Raw genomic sequence first — 18,486 nt, 5'->3', positions numbered from 1 at the left:
GGGAAACACTAATGATATCCAGCAAAATCTACGCTCTCTTGATCGCAACAGTTGTCTTGCTCACCGGGTGCAGTGCGCAACAAAAACCAGCAACAACCCAACCCTCTTCGTCAACGGCATCGCCCGAAACAACACGACAAGAAAATCCTAGCTTTTTGGCAGGCAAAAAGTTTGCCCTGCTTGAGGCCCGTGAATACCCCTGGAGCACGCTTGGACGCCTTAACGTTGCCGGACGCCACTTTTGCAACGGGACAATGGTTGGCGCACGCAAACTTCTCGCCCCAGCATCCTGCTTGTACGATCTTGTGGAAGGTCGTTGGTTCCAACCCAGGGAACTGGTCTTTGTCGCGGGATACCAACGGGATGATTCAACAATCGCCTCTGCTATAGAGAGTTACCAAATCGCACAGGGCTTTACGCCGGAAAAGAAAAGCCTGAAATCCTTGTTAAACAACTGGGCTTTGATCCGGCTCACCAATCCGCTTGGTGACTATACCGGTTGGGCTGGAGTTACAAATCAGACAGGCCAAGATGATTTGCTGATCGAAGCTGGCTACCGCAGAGGTCGGGAACACGTACAGGCCCTATTTCCCTTTTGTAATTACTATGCCAACAGAACAACCTTGTGCCCCGCACGTCACGCAGGACCTATCAATCGTTTTTTACTGACACCCCAAGGTCTTGTGCTGGCACCAAGCAATGTTATTGCAGATCAAACCTATCAAAGTTGGAACCTCAGCCCTCAGCCTGTTGCGCCGCAAAAAACACACTACGTTTCCCCATACGCCCAAAACAGCGTCCAGCGTCTGTTGGTAGATCTTAAGTATCTAGAGAAAAATATGCCAGGTGCAGGGAAAGCTCTTTTGCAGGCTCAACAGGGCCTTGGCATTACGCAGACAGGACAAGCCGACAGCGTTACGCTGTATCATCTGCTCAAGCGACTAAACGCTCTTTATAATGGCAAACCCGTTTCCTGAAATTTTGACCTGAAATTTTAATTGGAATGGGTCATGAGATGCCCCTTGGTCATAGGCGATCTTTGACTCCCAGACCTCTGCAATGTACACAGCACCCAAATATACGAGCACCATACAATTATGCGAAGTTTGCTATTGTTTATGCTCACAGTTGCTTATGCCAAGGCGAGAGAGATTGAGAAGCGATAGATACAGAAAGGTCTGGCCATGAAGCTGATCCTTGCTCCTATGGAGGGTCTGGTCGATGCACAAATGCGCCAGATACTCACTACAATAGGAGGAATTGATCAGGGTGTGACCGAGTTTATCCGGGTCAATGACCTCGTTCTGCCGTCAAAATCCTTCTACAAGATCGCTCCCGAACTTAAAAACGCCGGCAAGACTCTTGCTGGCACGCCTATCTCAATTCAACTGCTTGGCTCGAACCCCGATGTTATGGGTGAGAATGCAAAACTCGCGGTGAAACTCGGTGCTCCGGCAATTGATCTTAACTTTGGCTGCCCGTCCAAGCGCGTTAATTCTCACAAAGGCGGTTCCGTCCTGCTCAAAGAGCCCAACATTGTCCATGACGTGGTTAAAGCTGTACGCACGGCCGTTCCGAAAGAGGTTCCCGTCACTGCGAAGATGCGCTTGGGCTATGAAGATAAATCACAAGCTCTGGAAAATGCGCATGCAATCGAAGAAGGCGGTGCCTCGGAAGTCTGTGTCCATGCCCGGACAAAGGTAGAAGGCTATCGCCCCCCGGTCCACTGGGAATGGATTGCCCGCATCCGCGAAGCCGTTGAGATCAACGTGGTTGCCAACGGCGACGTCTGCACAGTGGATGATTATAAACGCTGTCGCGAGGTCAGTAGTTGTGATGATGTCATGATCGGACGTGGCCTTATCGCCAAACCGGACCTTGCCCGTTTGATCCAACATGACAATCAGTCGAACGAACACAATACCCTTCAGAACGCTCCCGTCCTTTCCTGGCAGGAATTCTTGCCCGTTTTACGCGATTTCTACCGGGAAATATGGCTGGAAGTTCCAGACAAACACGGCCCCGGACGCCTCAAACAGTGGCTGAATTTCCTTAAGCTGCAATATCCGGAAGCTCAAGAACTCTTTACCCAAGTGCGCGGAATCAAAGACCCTGAGATTATTGATCGTATGCTGCTACCCGATGCTTTTCAGGAAGCAAGTTAATACCCTGCGATTCCATCAAAAATCATCACACACTATACTAAATAATTTCAACTACCGGATCTGTTTCTTTAGCCTCTTTAGCTTGGAACCGCATTAGAATAAGAACCATTACAATGGCCGGTATCCCCATCGCTGCAGAATATATAAAAAAGATCGTATAATCATAATTATCAATTATTATCCCCGAAAACCCGGAGGCAAATTTGCCCGGCAAAGTCATAAAAGAGCTAAAAATTGCGTACTGAGAAGCAGTATAGTTCATATTCACTAAGCTGGATAAATAGGCAACAAATGCAGTAGCAGCGATTCCGACGGAAAAATTATCTGCTGCGATAGTAATTTTTAAAAATGTCAGCGAATGACCAACTTGCGCCAAAAGGGCAAAAAGCAGGTTTGTTGAACATACTAAAATTGCACCTAACAAAAGAACTCGGGTCAGGCCAATTTTCATAATTAGCACACCGCCAATATAGGCGCCAAAAATAGTCATAACAAAGCCAAATAACTTTGCAATATCAGCTATTTCATCAGGACTAAAACCCATATCAATATAGAATGGATTAGCCATATTGCCCATAACGATATCACTTAGCTTATAGATACAAATAAAAACCAAGAGATAAATAGCTTTCCACCCAGATCTTTCAAAGAACTCTACGAAAGGATTTACATACATTTTTTTAATCATAGTAAGGTTTGTCGGAAGCTCTTTACGATTAACAATGTCATTATCTGCGTCTTTGTTTTCTGGTTCTTTGCATAATAAAACCGTCAAAATTCCAATACACATCAGCATCGCCATAATTTGATATGTAAAAGACCAGCCATAATCTACAGAAAGTTTAAGAGCACCTGCACCGGCAAAAAGAAGCCCTATTCTATATCCCCAAATGTATACGCTAGACATAGCTCCTTGATACTCCACATCCATAGCTTCTATGCGGTAAGCATCTAATGCAATGTCCTGAGTTGCGGATGAAAAGGCTACAAGAAGTGAAAACAAAGCAATTTGGATTAAACCATCACTTGGGTTGCTATAAGAGATGCCAAGTAAGCCAATTATACAGCCTATCTGCCCTATAAGCATCCAGGACCTTCTCCGGCCCAAGAAACCAAATATTGGAAACCGGAAATGATCAGCAAAAGGTGCCCATAATAATTTAACAGAAAAGGCTAACCCAACCCATGCAAAAAAACCAATCTCAGTAGAAGATACATCTTCTATGCGTAACCAAGTATTTAATGTGGAAAAAATCAAAAGATAGGGTAATCCTGCAGAGAAACCTAAAAACATCATTCCAATAACGCGTGGCTGTAAGAAAACAAGAAAGGATTCTTTCCAATTATGAAGACGTGTTTTCTCAAATGCCCGGTTTTTCATACACCTGTTTTCCCTGTATCAATCGACCAAAAGGTCTTTATTACTTTTATAGTTAACTGTTAGCTTTTCGATCATATGTCACGGATCAAAGATTGTCTGTGGGTTATTTTTAGATAACCAATAATTTTCTCTACTCAAAGCCCGTTGTTATCTCTAGACTTTTAACCAGATGACGAACTCATAAGTCACTGACGAACACCCGAGACAGCAGGATCTGCCTTTCATGACAAACAACACCACGCCTTCTATTCAAAAATTTTCCGCTCCTGCAGGGGGTATACTTAGTGCTGAAATGAAGCAATTTTTTGATGATAATGGTGTATTGGTATTGGAAGATTTTGTTTCCAAAGTGGCTTGCGAAAAATTGATGGCACAGGCTGGAGCCATTGTGGATGCTTTTGATCCCGACGAATTTCGTGCTGTCTTTTCGACAACCAATAAAAGTCATGAAGGTAATGAGTATTTCGAAAAATCAGGCGATAAAATCCGTTGTTTCTTCGAAGAAGGCGCCTTTGATGCCGATGGCAGCCTGAAACAGGACAAGGCCCTGTCCATCAACAAGATCGGGCATGCCCAACACGATCTTGATCCCGTCTTTTCAGACTTTTCTCGCAATCCTGATCTGGCACAAGTCGCCAAAGATTTGGGCATGGCACAGCCCTTGTTGAGCCAGTCCATGTATATTTTCAAACAACCCCGCATCGGCGGTGAGGTTATTTGCCATCAGGATTCAACCTTTCTCTATACAGAGCCCCATTCCTGTATCGGCATGTGGTTTGCCATGGAAGATGCCACCCTTGAGAACGGTTGCATGTGGGGGCTGCCAGGGCACCACAAATCTCCCTTGAAAAAGCGCCACTATCGCAATGCAGAGGGAAAGCTTGTCACCGAAAAGCTAAACGATACAGCATGGCCCGAAGAAGATCGTGTCCCGCTGGAAGTGAAACAGGGATCATTGATCGTTCTCCACGGACAACTCCCGCACCTGAGTGGCGCAAACACATCGGATAAATCACGACAGGCCTATACACTTCATCTGATAGACGGGGCCTGTGACTATCCCGATACAAACTGGCTCAGCAGAAGCCCGAATATGCCCTTCAGAGGGTTTGAGATTGACGGGTAACACCGCAAAGAAAAGACACAGCTATGAACAAGTTCTGAATTGCTTGAGTATATCAGAACTTCTCGCTGATGTTGATTATGAAGTAATAGGGACGCCACCTCTGGGTATTGATATTGCGGACAGCGATATTGATATTTCCTGTTTCAGCTCTGTTCCTGATGCACTGGCACAGAAGTTGTCAACGGCGCTCACCGATCATAAAGATCTGTCGCAGAGAACCCTTTCTTTTCCGCCATATAAAACCGAGCTGCTATCCTTCACCTTTATGGAATGGCTCATCGAATTTTTCATTCAAGATCGTTCCTTGAAAGATCAGTTCGGCGTCAGACATTTCCTGCTGGAAAGGCGTCTATTATCTCTTCTTGGATCAAAGTTCATCCAACAACTTATTCGCCTCAAACAGCAAGGCATGAAAACGGAACCTGCCTTTGCCAAGTTGCTTGGTATCACAGGTGATCCCTATATCAATCTTTTGAGTTTAGAGGACCTCTCGGACCAAAAGATCAAACAGCTTCTTCCCTGCTCTTTAAAATAAGTCACAGCTTCCTGTTGTCTCTCCCTTAGGGATAACGCTATGATCCCGTGAGGTTTTTATAAAATCAACCAGTTTTGCGTGTCCCATTCTATTGACGGAGCATACTGGTTTAGGGGGTATTGTGGACGAAGTCTTACTGGTTCTTCTGGGAATTCTCATTCTTTTTGGTGGCCCGATATTGGCCTTTGTGGCCCTGTATAAAATCGGCGGACTACGCAGTGAGATCTTTGCTCTAAAACTCAAGTTACAAAACCTTGAGAAAAAGGCTGTGCCAGACACAGCTGCTGAAAAGCCAGTGACACCGTCACAAGAATCAAAACCAGTGGAAACGCCACAGGAAAGCGCACTTGATACAGCTAAAGACATCCAAAGCGAGTCTTTGCCAAAACCTGTAGAAACAAACGAACACTGTTCGCTGTCAGAAGAAACCACAGCTTCTCAGCCAGAAACCGAGGCGCAAAAACCATCAGACAAACAACAGACCGACCAGCAAATGGAGCAACAAGACAAACAACCTGTCGCTGCCCGATCTATTGCCGAAGCGATGGAAAGCTATTCCAGTGATAAAAGTCCCTGGAAATCTTTTGAAGAGGCTTTCACCCGTCAGTGGTTGGTCTGGCTTGGCAGTTTGACCGTCATTATCGGGGGCGTCTTCCTGATAAAATATTCCATTGAGAACAACCTGCTCTCCCCCGGCTTTAGAATCACCTGTGGCGTTCTTTTTGGTTTGGCCCTGATGTTTGGTGGGGAATGGTTACGCAGACGACCCATTGAACAAGCAATTGCTGCGCTCAAACCCAATCACGTTCCCCCGGCCCTGACCGCCGCAGGTCTGGCCATCACTTATGGCAGCATCTATGCGGCCTATGGTCTTTACGATCTGATTTCGCCGCTCTTTGCTTTTATCCTGTTAACCATCGTCGCAATTGCCGGGTTGGGGCTTTCCCTACTTCAGGGGCCATTGATTGCCGCCATGGGCATGGCTGGTGCCTTTGTTATTCCAATGCTCGTCAGTACGGGTAATTCATCCGCCTGGGCTCTTTTTAGCTATCTGAGCTTTATCACCGCATCTGCGCTGGCTGTCGTGCGTTATCAAAGTTGGTGGTGGCTCGGCTGGATGTCTCTCGCAGGTTCAGTCCTCTGGCAGCTCATGTGGATGGCCGCTGTGTGGGAAAATGGTGACGTCTATCCGCTTGCGTTGCATCAAATCCTGATAATCGGCCTCTTTATCGCGCCACGCTATGAAGACTTTTTCAGTTCTGTTACAGATGCAAAAAACAGCTTAAAACATCCGTTTGATTTTGTCGGTAAACTCTCGCCGGAAAAGATCCTTGGGCTTTCTGCCATGACGGCTGTACTGGCCTTGCAGATTATCCTCTTGTCCATGGATAACTTCTCTTCCGCCTCGCTTATCTTCTTCTTTATCATCGCTGGCGGGCTTGGTTATAGCGCCTTCAAACTCAGACACTGTGAAGCTCTTCTGGCTGCCATTTCGTTGGTCGCGCTTTACATTGTCGCCCGTTATCCCTTCCCCGGTTCAATCGAACTTCCAGAGACTTTCTACGTTTCCGGGCAAGAGGCGGGAACGCTTATTAACCCCATCATCCCGCCAGAGCTTAATTTCTACCTGCTGCTTTCTGGCTTTATAGCCATTATTGCCGCAGCAGTCGGATTCAAAGGCCTGACAAAAACCCGCACACCCGTATATTTGGCAACTCTGTCTGTTACAGTTCCTCTGTTGGCCTTCTTGTTTGTCTATCTCAGAGTATCTGCTCTTGGCGCTGATCTCGCATGGAGCTTGCTCGCGTTGGTCCTCGCCGGCCTCAGCTTTATGGCCGCCAAACAAGTCCTTCCCAAAAGATCAGAAGCGGGCATGGAACCGGCATTGGGCGTCTATGCCCTCGCGGTTCTCGCGGCATTGGGTATTGCCTTTGCCATCGCCTTTGAGAAAAGCGGTCTTACAATTGCCCTCGCGCTGCTACTCCCTTCTGCCGGATGGGTTGCGTCTCAGGTCCGCATTCCCTTTATCAGGCCAAGTATTCTTTTCATCGCAGTACTCGTTGTTATACGCCTTGTGGCTTTGAATCATTTCGATCCCGTTGTGCCAAGGGAAGAGGTTGACGCTCTCTGGCTTCTCTATAGCTTTGGCATCCCCGCACTCGCTTTTGCCGGAGCAGCCTACTATTTCAAACGGGAAAAAGATGACCAGCTTGTGACCATTCTTGAATCCGGGGCGCTTGCCATCGGGGTGTCACTGGTCAATCTGGAAATAAGATATCTGGTTAACGACAATAACCTTTATGCCCAATACTACATGCCACTTGAACAAAGCCTGCAATCGCTGTCCTGGTTGATTACGGGTGCGTTCCTCTATTATCGCAATCGACTTGTACCGCGCATTGTCAGCAACTGGGGCTCCAAGATCCTGTTATCTATGGCAGGATTGCAGATTGTGCTGTTTCAATCGCTTGTCTTCAATCCTGTCTTTACCAACGAATTTGTCGGAGACTGGCCACTATTCAACCAGCTGTCCCTCGCCTATCTGATTCCCGGATTGATCAGCATTATTATTTACCGCGAAGCCCGTAATCAGGAGCATAAGAAATTCATGCCATGGATTGGTGGCATTGCTGTCTGGCTTGTCTTCCTTGACCTGACCCTTGAAGTTCGTCGCGCATTCCATCCCCTTGCCATGGCATCAGGTGACATTCTTAATGCCGAGGGTTACAGCTACTCAGCCGCATGGCTAATCTTTGCAGGGATACTTCTAGCCGTCGGAATTATCCGGGATATTTCCAAAATACGCCATCTCTCCCTCGGACTGGTTCTTCTCGTAACCACCAAGGTCTTCCTATGGGACATGTCCGCGCTCAGCGGCCTTTACCGCGTGGCTTCCTTTATCGGCCTTGGCCTCTGCCTGATCGGCATCGGCTTCCTCTACCAACGCTTTGTCTATCCAATTGGATCAGAACCAGATAAGGATAATGATCCCAAATTACCTGAGGAAAAGAACACCGCTAACGTCGAACCTACGGCAAACACCTAACTAAATGTGCCTTCACCCACATCGAACAGAACAAGTCTTGGAGTAATAAATGCGAACTATAGGCGCTTTAATTTTCCCTGGATTCGAATTGTTAGATGTCTTTGGTCCAATGGAGATGTTTGGGCTCTTATCAAAAGACTATGAGCTTAATCTGATAGCTGAACACAAAGGGGCAATTCCTAGTGGGCAAAAGCTATCCGCAGTCGCTGATTTTTCAATAACTGAAAGATCCGATTTTGATATTATCTTTGTTCCTGGAGGTGTGGGAACAAGGCGAGAAGTTAAGAATTTAGATTTACTCAAATGGATAGAAAAAACAGCCCGTCATTCTGAATTTGTTCTTAGTGTTTGTACAGGGAGTGCGCTTCTTGCCAAAACTGGTTTGCTCGATAATAAACGTGCCACAACAAATAAGGCCGCATTCAAGTGGGTGGAAACTCAAGGCCCTAACGTTCACTGGGTACGCCAAGCACGATGGGTTGAAGATGATCGATTCCTGACATCTTCCGGAGTATCCGCCGGAATGGATATGAGCTTAGGCGCAATCTCAAAAATGCATGGGAAAGAACGTGCGAAACAAGTCGCTAAATGGAGCGAATATGATTGGCACGAAGACTCTAATTGGGACCCCTTCGCTGCAATACATGAGCTCGTGTAAGTGTTTTTTCAAAACCATATCAGAGCTTTGACTTTAAAGTTGGCCAGTGAACTAGTCCATTCCCAAAGACACTTACATCATCAGAAAGTGTTTAGTGCCACGAAAAAGGGGCTGCTAAAAAGCAGCCCCTAGCATATCTATCGAAGATAGCGAAGATCGTTTAGCCGATAGCTTCTTTGGTACGTGCGTGACGTTTACGCTCGTGACCGATCAGGTACTGCTTACGCAGACGAATTGATTTTGGTGTTACTTCCACCAACTCATCATCCTGAATATATGCAAGTGACTGTTCAAGAGAACGAATACGCGGTGGTGTCAGCTTGATCGCATCATCTTTACCAGAAGCACGCACGTTGGTCAGCTGTTTTGCTTTCAACGGGTTCACTTCAAGGTCGTTGGGGCGGCTGTGCTCGCCGATGATCATGCCTTCATAAAGTGCATCACCCGGGTTCACAAAGATCTCTCCACGCTCTTCAAGGTTCCAAAGGGCGTAAGCAACAGCAGAACCGATACCATTCGAGATCAAGACGCCCTGACGACGACCCTGGATCGCACCACGGTAGGGACCAAAGCTGTGGAACAGACGGTTCATGATGCCAGTACCACGTGTATCTGTCAGGAACTCACCGTGATAACCGATCAAACCACGTGAAGGTGCCAGGAAGGTCACACGAGTTTTACCCGCACCGGATGGGCGCATGTCAGTTAGCTCGGCTTTACGCTCTGCCATTTTCTCAACAACAACGCCGGAATATTCTTCGTCCACATCGACAACAACTTCTTCCATTGGCTCAACCAAGGTATCCGTTTCATCTTTGTGCATCAGAACGCGCGGACGTGAAATGGAAAGCTCAAAGCCTTCGCGACGCATGTTTTCAATCAAAACACCCAACTGAAGTTCACCACGACCGGCAACTTCAAAAGAATCCTTTGCATCGCTCTCTTTAATGCGTATCGCAACGTTACCTTCAGCTTCGCGGTTCAGGCGATCACGAATCATACGGCTGGTAACCTTGTCACCTTCGCGGCCCGCAAGCGGAGAATCGTTCACAGTGAAAGTCATCGCCAAGGTTGGCGGATCAATCGGCTGTGCCGCAATACCTTCTTCAACAGATGTATCGCAAATCGTATCAGCAACAGTTGCATCAGGAATACCAGCAATCGCCACAATGTCACCCGCTCGGGCTTCATCAACTGGAACACGTTTAAGACCATCAAACGCCAATAGTTTTGACAAGCGACAATTGTTGATCGTTTTACCGTCAGCAGTGATTACTTTCACAGGCATATTCACCTTGGCAACCCCAGAATGAATACGACCCGTCAGGATACGTCCAAGAAAGTTGTCTGCTTCAAGTGTGGTTGCCAGCATGGAAAACGGTGCATCAACTTCTTCGGTTGGTGCAGGTAGAATATCAATCATCAACTTGAAGAGTGGTTCCATGTTTTCTTGCGGATCTTCAAGATTTGTAATTGCCCAGCCTTGTTTTGCAGATGCGTAAAGAACCGGGAAATCAAGCTGATCTTCGGTTGCATCAAGGTTAACAAGCATATCAAAAACCTGATCTACAACCCAGTCAGGGCGCGCATCTGCTTTATCAGCTTTGTTAATAACAACAATTGGTTTCAGGCCACAAGCAAGAGCTTTTGATGTCACAAATTTGGTCTGTGGCATTGGGCCTTCTGCTGCATCGACCAGCAAAACAACACCATCAACCATGGACAGGATACGCTCAACCTCACCACCGAAGTCAGCGTGACCAGGTGTATCAACGATATTGATACGCGTTTCTTTCCACGTAACAGACGTACATTTCGCAAGGATCGTGATACCACGTTCCTTTTCCAGATCGTTGCTGTCCATTGCACGTTCATTGACCTTTTGGTGGTCGCTAAATGTTCCGGACTGTTTTAGTAGCTCATCCACCAAAGTGGTTTTACCGTGGTCAACGTGTGCGATAATCGCCACGTTGCGAAGCGCTGTAGTCATTGCCTTATACTCTCATGTATCAAAGAGGGGCTTCTGCGCCCCGCATTATCTTCGGTCATCAAATACGCCGGATCATCCTGGGCGTTATCAATGTGCTCTTGTCTTTCTGTACTACGTAACCTCTAAGGTCTGTAGCGCAGTCGTGTGACAGAGCGATGACCTACTTAAGTTTTTCCTCTACCAGTTCCGCCAGTGATGTTTCTGGGCGGGCACCAAAGTGGGAAATTACTTCGGCGGCGGCGATTGAACCGATCCGACCACTGTCATAAAGATTGTAGCCGTTCGTGTATCCGTAAAGAAATCCTGCTGCATATAGGTCGCCTGCCCCTGTTGTGTCAACCACCTGTTCAACAGGAATGGCATCAACAACGTGAACTTCATCACCGGCACATACGACTGAACCCTTCTCGCCACGGGTAATTGCCGCGACAGAACAACAGCCTCGTACCTCTTGCAGAACAGCATCAAAGTTATCAACTTCGAAAAGCGCCATGGCTTCTTCTTCATTTGCAAAAAGAATATCCACGTAGTTATTCACCAGATTCAGGAAAGATTCGCGGTGACGACCAACACAGAAAGAATCTGACAGCGTCAGTGACACTTTACGTCCGGCAGCATGGGCTGTTTTAGACGCATGGATAAAAGCTTTCTTCGCTTCTTCCGGATCCCAAAGGTACCCTTCCATATAGGTAACTTTGGCAGACTTAATCATTTCTTCGTCGATATCAGTAACTGTAAGGTTAACACAGGCGCCGAGATAAGTATTCATTGAACGTTCAGCATCCGGCGTTACAAAAATCAAGCAACGCGCCGTAGACGGACCATCAGTCGCAGCTTCGGTATTAAACTCAACACCTTCGGCGCGAATGTCGTGACGGAAAACCTGACCGAACTGATCATCACGTACTTTACCGAAATAACCACCCTTGCCACCAAGCGACGCAATACCAGCCATGGTGTTACCTGCAGATCCACCAGATCGTTCAATCGCAGGACCCATTACATCATAGAGCGCATCGGCGCGATCCTGATCAATCAGATTCATCGCCCCTTTTATAATGCCTTGCTCTTCAAGCAGCGCATCATCCGCAGTGGCAACAATATCAACGATGGCATTACCAATGCCGACAACATCAAGTTTGGCGTTTTCGCTCATAAGAATTCCGTATTATAGGCCCGCAGAGTTTGCTCACGGGTCGGTTACAATTTGCGCGGAGTATAGCCAGTTCCATTTTCTGGGCAAGCACAAAGCCACAGGGCACCTATGCGTTGCTCACACGGCTTGCTCTCTATCTATAGCCCCCCCTCAAAGGCTTTGCTTTAAGTGATTGAAATAACGACTGACTATCTTGCCCCTTGCCCATGCGATAAATAAAAGCCAAAGTCAGGAAAGATTACAAAATCTCATTTTCATACAATTTTACCCGGCCCTACTCAAACGGCGGTCAAAACTGTCGTGTAAAGTCGCATGAAAATGCAGAATATCGATAAGAAAGACACATTGTGAGCACACAGGAAAGTCAGGCATCTGTTTTAGATACAACACGACAGGGAATTGTCCTGGCCATTATCGCCATGGCAGCCTTTTCTTCGGGTGATGCTGTTGTGAAGCATGTTGCACAGACTTATCCCCTGCCACAGCTTCTTTGGGTACGCTATATTATCCTGTCTGTCTTTGTCATCGGCATGGCACTCTACCGCGCAGGACCAGAAGGGTTAAAAAGAGTCGCCCGATCCAACAATTTACCACTACAGGTCTTTCGATCCGTCTTTTTGTTGGGCGAAGCCTTTCTCTTTACCCTAAGCTTCAAACTACTCCCGATTGCCGACGTCCACGCAATTGTGGCGGTAGCCCCTATTGTTGTTACGGCTCTGTCTGCGTTGTGGCTAAAGGAACAGGTCGGTATTCGCCGTTGGTCCGCTGTGCTTGTTGGTTTCGCGGGCGTAATGATTATTCTACGCCCCGGTTTCGAAGGCTTTAACGAACTCTTTCTTCTACCCCTTCTTGCTGCATCTGCCTTTGCTGTCTATCAGATTTTGTTACGTATAAGCAGCCGTTATGATGACGGGGAAACATCACAATTTTATACAGGGGTTGTCCCTCTGATCTGCGTGACTTTCATGATTCCCTTTTTCTGGGTAACGCCAGATCTATATGGCTGGCTAGCGCTTATCGCCGGGGGCATTTTTATCAGTCTCGGACATTTTTTTCTGATCTTCGCTTTTCAATACGCAACGCCGTCTGCGATCCAGCCCTTTAATTACACACTATTAGTCTGGGCAACGCTATTCGGCTGGCTTTTCTATGATGAGTTCCCTGATCAATGGACCATTGTCGGGGCTTTAGTCGTTGTCTCTAGCGGGCTGTATACGCTCTATCGTGAGCGTAAACGAAGCTAGGTCGTCATAAAAAAAGGGAGCCTAAGCTCCCTTGCAACATCTGATCGATTAGCCGGATTATCAGTCTATTTCAATCCGAGGACATTCCGCATATCGTAGAAACCGTTTTCCTTGCCCTGCAACCAGTTAGCAGCTTTAACAGCACCACGGGCAAAGACTTCGCGGTTACTGGCCCGATGTCCCAACTCTATACGTTCACCATCAGCAGCAAAAATCACACTGTGATCCCCCACGACATCACCACCGCGCAGTGTTGCGAAACCAATATCGCCGCGTTTTCTGGCGCCAATGATACCATCGCGGACCTTGTCGGCAACCTTATCCAGATCAACACCTCGACCCGACGCCGCAGCTTCACCAAGTGCGAGTGCTGTGCCTGAAGGCGAATCAACTTTGTGACGGTGGTGCATTTCCACAACTTCAATGTCGTAGTCTTCGTTCAAAGAAGCCGCAACCTGTTCCACAATAGACATCAGGAGATTGACGCCTAAACTCATATTGCGGGCAAAAACGATTGAGGTTGTTATTGTTGCTGCTTCCAGTTCAGCAACCTGTTCATGAGTCATTCCCGTGGTCCCAACAACCAATGAACATCCGGTTTTTGCTGCCAGTTTTGCGTGATTAAGTGTTGCCTCTGGTACAGAGAAATCAATGACGACATCACAGGCTTCGAACAAGGCAAGGGGATCATCCCCCACGTTCACACCAATCGCGCCAATACCCGCTAACTCACCCAGGTCTTTGCCAAGGTTCGGGCTTCCCGGAAGTTCGGTTCCGCCATAAACTTCACAGCTATCCGTCCGACCAATAACCTCCGTCAGCATGCGTCCCATGCGACCAGCACAACCAACAATTCCAATTTTGTTACTCATCTTATTTTCCCGTCAAAGACCAGCGTTTATCTATAGTATAGTTGTTTCAAAAAGAGATAGCAGCTAAGTCTGATCAGTCCAAGCGAACTCTCATTCTTTTCCGAAACGGGAGTCCTCGTTCTTCGTGATTAGCTATAGGTAATGATGATCACTTTTCAGAAAAGGCAACCCGAAGCGCAATCCCTACCATCGACATAGAAGCGAATAACCGAAAGGTTTTGGCCGCTTTGCCAACACCAGAAAAGAGCGATTTCATACGCTCTGAAAACAAAACGACAAGGCTTATGATTAAACCCGCGTTGATAATATGAATCAGTCCGTAAAGCATGATTTGTCCCTTAAAATTCCCCAGTTCAGGGCGCACAAATTGCGGCAAAAAGGAAATCATGAAAATGATCACTTTCGGGTTGGTAATATTGATCAAGGCCGACTGCATCACGATCTTAAATGCAGAGGTCCTTTTCCGCACAGTTTTGGCTTCAACCTCAAGATCTGCCTTTCCTGTTAGTATTTTCCACGCCAAGAAACACAAATATCCTGCACCAATCCAGCGAAGGATTTCATAAGCCACTGCCGATTGTTGAATGAGAAGCGATAACCCTACCAAAGCCGCAAGTAGATGCACCAACAATCCCAAACCATTGCCAATCGGTATCCAAAGCGATTTTTGCCAACCATCGGATATATTGATCGTCAAGGTATAAAGCCACGTTGGTCCCGGTGTTGCGGCTAGTAAGGTACTCGCAAGCCAATAAGCCAGAAAATATTCAAGCGAAGGAAGTGACATAAGCAAAACCTCTGAAAAGGATAACCCGAAATCTACGGGGTAAAACAGAGAAACAAGAAGTTCAAAAAGTGGAGCATTCTTCGATCAAAAAATCAAACGAAAGCCATAAAAAAAGCCTGTCAGTAATATCGCTGACAGGCTTTTTCTTGTAATTAAGGTCTGATCTTTATTCTGTAAGATCTTCCCAGAACTCTTTTACACGCTTAAAGAAGCCAGAGCTTAGAGGTGAATTATCCCCACTCTCTTCTTCAAATTCACGCAACAGTTCTTTCTGGCGTTTTGTCAGATTAACCGGTGTCTCCACCGTTACCTCAACGTACATATCCCCACGAGAACTGGATCTGAGGACAGACATGCCCTTATTCCGTAAACGGAACTGCTGCCTGCTCTGTGTACCATCGGGAATAGAAACTTTCGCCCGGCCACCATCAATTGTCGGCACTTCGACAGAACCACCCAAAGCGGCCTGTGTCATCGAAATAGGAACACGACAATAAATATCTGCGCCCTCACGCTGGAAAATCCTATGCGGCTCGATGGAAAGGAATATGTAAAGATCCCCCGGCGTTCCGCCACGGGCGCCCATTTCGCCTTCGCCAGCCAGACGAATACGATTGCCTTCTTCCACACCTGCAGGAATGTTTACCTGAAGGGTTTTTTCTTTTTCCACACGGCCAGAACCGTGACAGTTTCCGCAAGGATTTTCGATAACTTTACCGACACCCTGACAACTGTGACATGTTCGCTCAACAGTAAAGAAACCCTGTTGCATACGCACACGGCCATTACCCTTACAGGTGCCACAGGTTACCGGGGAAGATCCCTTTGCAGCGCCGCTTCCGTCGCAGGAATCACAAGAAACAGCACTTGGAATACGAATCTCTGCTTCTTTACCTGTGTATGCGTCTTCCAGAGAAATTTCCATGTTGTAGCGAAGATCGCCACCACGCTGGGACCCACCAGCAGACCGGCCACCGCCGCCACCAAAGCCACCAAACATCTCTTCGAAGATATCAGCAAAACCACCGCCGCCGAAACCGCCGCCGCCAAAGCCACCGCCGGCGCCTGGGCCGCCGTTTTCAAAAGCAGCATGACCATAGTTATCATAGGCCGCACGTTGCTGGTCATCTTTGAGAATGCCATAGGCTTCGTTAATTTCTTTGAATTTTTTTTCCGCTTCGGCATCATCCGGATTGCGATCCGGGTGGTATTTCATCGCCAATTTGCGGTAGGCCGATTTCAACTCTTTGGCATCTGCCGAACGTGAAACCCCTAAGACCTCATAGAAATCCTTTTTGGACATCAGTGTAATTTTCCCTCATCAGAAGGTGAAAAGGGGCTGGCAATTGCCAGCCCCCTGAAATCCAAAACCGCCTTAAGCGCTTTTGCTGTTCTTCTCGTCGTCAACTTCTTCGAAGTCTGCATCGACAACACCGTCGTCAGCTTCTGCTTCAGAAGCCGCTTCCGTAGCACCTTCTGCGCCTTCAGCACCGGCATCAGCATAAAGTGCCTCACCCAGTTTCATTGACGCCTGACCCAATGCTTCCATCTTGGCTTTGATATCTTCAACATCATCACCTTCAAGCGCTGTTTTCAACTCGGCAACAGCAGCTTCGATCGTCGCTTTTTCTTCGTCAGAAACTTTATCGCCAACTTCACTAAGTGTTTTTTCTGTCTGATGGATCAGACCTTCAGCCTGATTTTTAACTTCGACAGATTCACGACGTGCTTTATCTGCATCCGCATTTTCTTCGGCATCACGAACCATCTGATCAATGTCGGCGTCGCTCAAACCACCAGAAGCTTCAATACGAACAGACTGTTCTTTACCAGTTGCCTTATCTTTCGCGCCAACATTAACAATACCGTTAGCATCGATATCAAAAGTAACTTCAATCTGTGGAACACCACGTGGCGCACCCGGAATACCTTCCAGATTGAACTGACCAAGGATTTTGTTATCCGCAGCCATTTCGCGCTCACCCTGGAACACACGAATTGTCACCGCGCTCTGGTTGTCTTCGGCGGTAGAGAAAGTCTGGCTCTTCTTCGTTGGGATTGTTGTGTTACGATCAATCAGCTTTGTCATAACACCGCCCAATGTCTCAATACCAAGAGACAATGGTGTCACATCCAGAAGAAGAACATCTTTCACTTCACCCTGAAGAACACCCGCCTGAATAGCAGCACCAGTTGCCACAACTTCATCAGGGTTCACACCACGGTGTGGTTCTTTGCCAAAGAAGTCCTTAACAGTGTCATGGACTTTTGGCATACGAATCATACCACCAACCATGATGATCTCATCGATGTCACCAGCTTTCACACCAGCATCTTTCAACGCAGATTGAACAGGACCCATTGTACGTTGAATCAAATCATCAACCAGTGCTTCCAGTTTCGCACGTGTCAACTTGACGTTAAGGTGTTTAGGACCAGATGCATCAGCCGTAATAAACGGAAGGTTTACTTCAGTTTGAGTAGAAGAAGAAAGTTCGATCTTTGCTTTCTCAGCAGCTTCTTTCAAGCGCTGTAGAGCAAGTGTGTCTTTACGAAGATCGATACCCTGTTCTTTGTTAAACTCGTCTGCCAAGTAATCAATGATACGGCTGTCGAAATCTTCACCACCAAGGAATGTATCCCCGTTAGTTGACTTCACTTCGAAAACACCATCGCCGATTTCAAGAACGGACACATCGAACGTACCACCACCAAGGTCATACACAACAACGGTACCAGAACCTTTTTTGTCCATGCCATATGCAAGAGCCGCAGCAGTTGGCTCGTTGATAATACGGAGAACTTCAAGACCAGCAATCTTACCGGCATCTTTTGTTGCCTGACGCTGAGAATCGTTGAAGTAAGCAGGAACAGTAATAACAGCTTTTGTTACAGGTTCACCAAGATAGCTTTCAGCAGTTTCTTTCATCTTTTGCAGGATGAAGGCTGAAATCTGTGATGGGCTGTATTTTTCGCCGTTGGCTTCTACCCACGCATCACCATTATCAGCTTTAACAATCTTATAAGGAACAAGGTCCATATCTTTTTTCGTCAGCGGATCATTAAAGCGACGACCGATCAAACGCTTGATCGCAAAAAGAGTACTTTCAGGGTTCGTAACTGACTGGCGTTTAGCGGGCAGCCCAACAAGGCGCTCTTCAGCTGTAAAACCAACCATAGAAGGTGTCGTACGTGCACCTTCGGCATTTTCAACAACGCGGACATCTTTACCGTCCATAATAGCGATACAGGAGTTTGTGGTTCCTAGATCAATACCGATAACTTTGCTCATGTTTATTCCTCACACTTATATATAGCAAACCGATTTGGCAGCCTTAATGCCAAGCACTGCCGGCTGGTCCCTTTTGAGGGGTGAACCCTTCTTTTGGGCTCACGGAGTATATATGCAGCCAGAGCTTGGACTGCAAGGAACAATATGCCTAAAAAAATAAGGTTTTTCAGGAAAGTTAAATTACATTATGAATCAATAGATTAGTGATATAATAATTTCGCGCTCACCTTTATT

At 47.0% G+C, this 18,486-nt stretch carries 14 protein-coding genes; 7 read left to right on the top strand and 7 right to left on the bottom strand.

Annotated elements, in window-relative coordinates:
* Positions 1-11: 11 nt before the first annotated feature.
* Positions 12-977, top strand: a complete 966-nt coding sequence (locus WH96_RS10815; RefSeq protein WP_047764138.1) for a trypsin-like serine peptidase — start codon at positions 12-14, stop codon at positions 975-977.
* A gap of 207 nt (positions 978-1,184) precedes the next feature.
* Entirely contained in the window at positions 1,185-2,165 is a 981-nt protein-coding gene (locus WH96_RS10810) for a tRNA dihydrouridine synthase (RefSeq protein ID WP_047764137.1), read from the top strand.
* A 37-nt stretch (positions 2,166-2,202) separates the two neighbouring features.
* On the opposite strand, the gene WH96_RS10805 is transcribed toward WH96_RS10810, so the two are convergent.
* Positions 2,203-3,546: an AmpG family muropeptide MFS transporter gene (locus tag WH96_RS10805; protein WP_047764136.1), complete on the bottom strand. Its 1,344-nt coding sequence runs from the start codon at positions 3,544-3,546 to the stop codon at positions 2,203-2,205.
* A gap of 223 nt (positions 3,547-3,769) precedes the next feature.
* Between WH96_RS10805 and WH96_RS10800 the strand changes: the two genes are divergently transcribed.
* The 4 genes from WH96_RS10800 to WH96_RS10785 all read left to right on the top strand — a co-directional run bounded on the left by WH96_RS10800 (position 3,770) and on the right by WH96_RS10785 (position 8,911).
* Positions 3,770-4,672, top strand: coding sequence for a phytanoyl-CoA dioxygenase family protein (locus WH96_RS10800; protein ID WP_082130428.1), 903 nt, complete (start codon positions 3,770-3,772; stop codon positions 4,670-4,672).
* A complete protein-coding gene (locus tag WH96_RS10795) occupies positions 4,662-5,207 on the top strand; it encodes a DUF4269 domain-containing protein (RefSeq protein WP_047764135.1) in 546 nt (181 codons plus the stop codon). The genes WH96_RS10800 and WH96_RS10795 overlap by 11 nt, the downstream gene beginning before the upstream one ends.
* A 121-nt stretch (positions 5,208-5,328) precedes the next feature.
* A complete protein-coding gene (locus tag WH96_RS10790; protein ID WP_047764134.1) occupies positions 5,329-8,253 on the top strand; it encodes a DUF2339 domain-containing protein in 2,925 nt (974 codons plus the stop codon).
* 49 nt (positions 8,254-8,302) lie between these two features.
* Complete coding sequence (locus WH96_RS10785; RefSeq protein ID WP_047764133.1) at positions 8,303-8,911, top strand: DJ-1/PfpI family protein; 609 nt, start codon at positions 8,303-8,305, stop codon at positions 8,909-8,911.
* A gap of 160 nt (positions 8,912-9,071) precedes the next feature.
* Here the strand turns inward: WH96_RS10785 and typA are convergent, their stop codons facing one another.
* Together typA and WH96_RS10775 are read right to left on the bottom strand one after the other, a co-directional pair.
* Positions 9,072-10,901: a translational GTPase TypA gene (gene typA, locus WH96_RS10780; RefSeq protein ID WP_047764132.1), complete on the bottom strand. Its 1,830-nt coding sequence runs from the start codon at positions 10,899-10,901 to the stop codon at positions 9,072-9,074.
* 160 nt (positions 10,902-11,061) lie between these two features.
* Positions 11,062-12,057, bottom strand: a complete 996-nt coding sequence (locus WH96_RS10775; protein ID WP_047764131.1) for an adenosine kinase — start codon at positions 12,055-12,057, stop codon at positions 11,062-11,064.
* A gap of 347 nt (positions 12,058-12,404) precedes the next feature.
* Here WH96_RS10775 and WH96_RS10770 point away from each other — a divergent pair, with 347 nt between their 5' ends.
* Positions 12,405-13,301 carry a DMT family transporter gene (locus WH96_RS10770; protein ID WP_047764130.1) on the top strand — a complete coding sequence of 299 codons (897 nt, stop codon included), beginning with the start codon at positions 12,405-12,407 and terminating at the stop codon, positions 13,299-13,301.
* Positions 13,302-13,366: 65 nt separating this feature from the next.
* On the opposite strand, the gene dapB is transcribed toward WH96_RS10770, so the two are convergent.
* The 4 genes from dapB to dnaK all read right to left on the bottom strand — a co-directional run bounded on the left by dapB (position 13,367) and on the right by dnaK (position 18,252).
* Positions 13,367-14,173, bottom strand: a complete 807-nt coding sequence (dapB, locus tag WH96_RS10765) for a 4-hydroxy-tetrahydrodipicolinate reductase (protein ID WP_047764129.1) — start codon at positions 14,171-14,173, stop codon at positions 13,367-13,369.
* A gap of 148 nt (positions 14,174-14,321) precedes the next feature.
* Positions 14,322-14,960, bottom strand: coding sequence for a LysE family translocator (locus tag WH96_RS10760; RefSeq protein ID WP_047764128.1), 639 nt, complete (start codon positions 14,958-14,960; stop codon positions 14,322-14,324).
* Positions 14,961-15,126: 166 nt separating this feature from the next.
* On the bottom strand, positions 15,127-16,263 hold the full coding sequence (gene dnaJ / locus WH96_RS10755; RefSeq protein ID WP_047764127.1) for a molecular chaperone DnaJ: 1,137 nt from the start codon (positions 16,261-16,263) through the stop codon (positions 15,127-15,129).
* 72 nt (positions 16,264-16,335) lie between these two features.
* Complete coding sequence (gene dnaK, locus WH96_RS10750; RefSeq protein ID WP_047764126.1) at positions 16,336-18,252, bottom strand: molecular chaperone DnaK; 1,917 nt, start codon at positions 18,250-18,252, stop codon at positions 16,336-16,338.
* Positions 18,253-18,486: the final 234 nt, after the last annotated feature.

The sequence above is a fragment of the Kiloniella spongiae genome, assembly GCF_001026905.1.
GTDB lineage: Bacteria > Pseudomonadota > Alphaproteobacteria > Kiloniellales > Kiloniellaceae > Kiloniella > Kiloniella spongiae.
The sequence above is the reverse complement of the archived record's forward strand: the minus strand, read 5'-3'. Positions and strand labels throughout refer to the sequence as shown.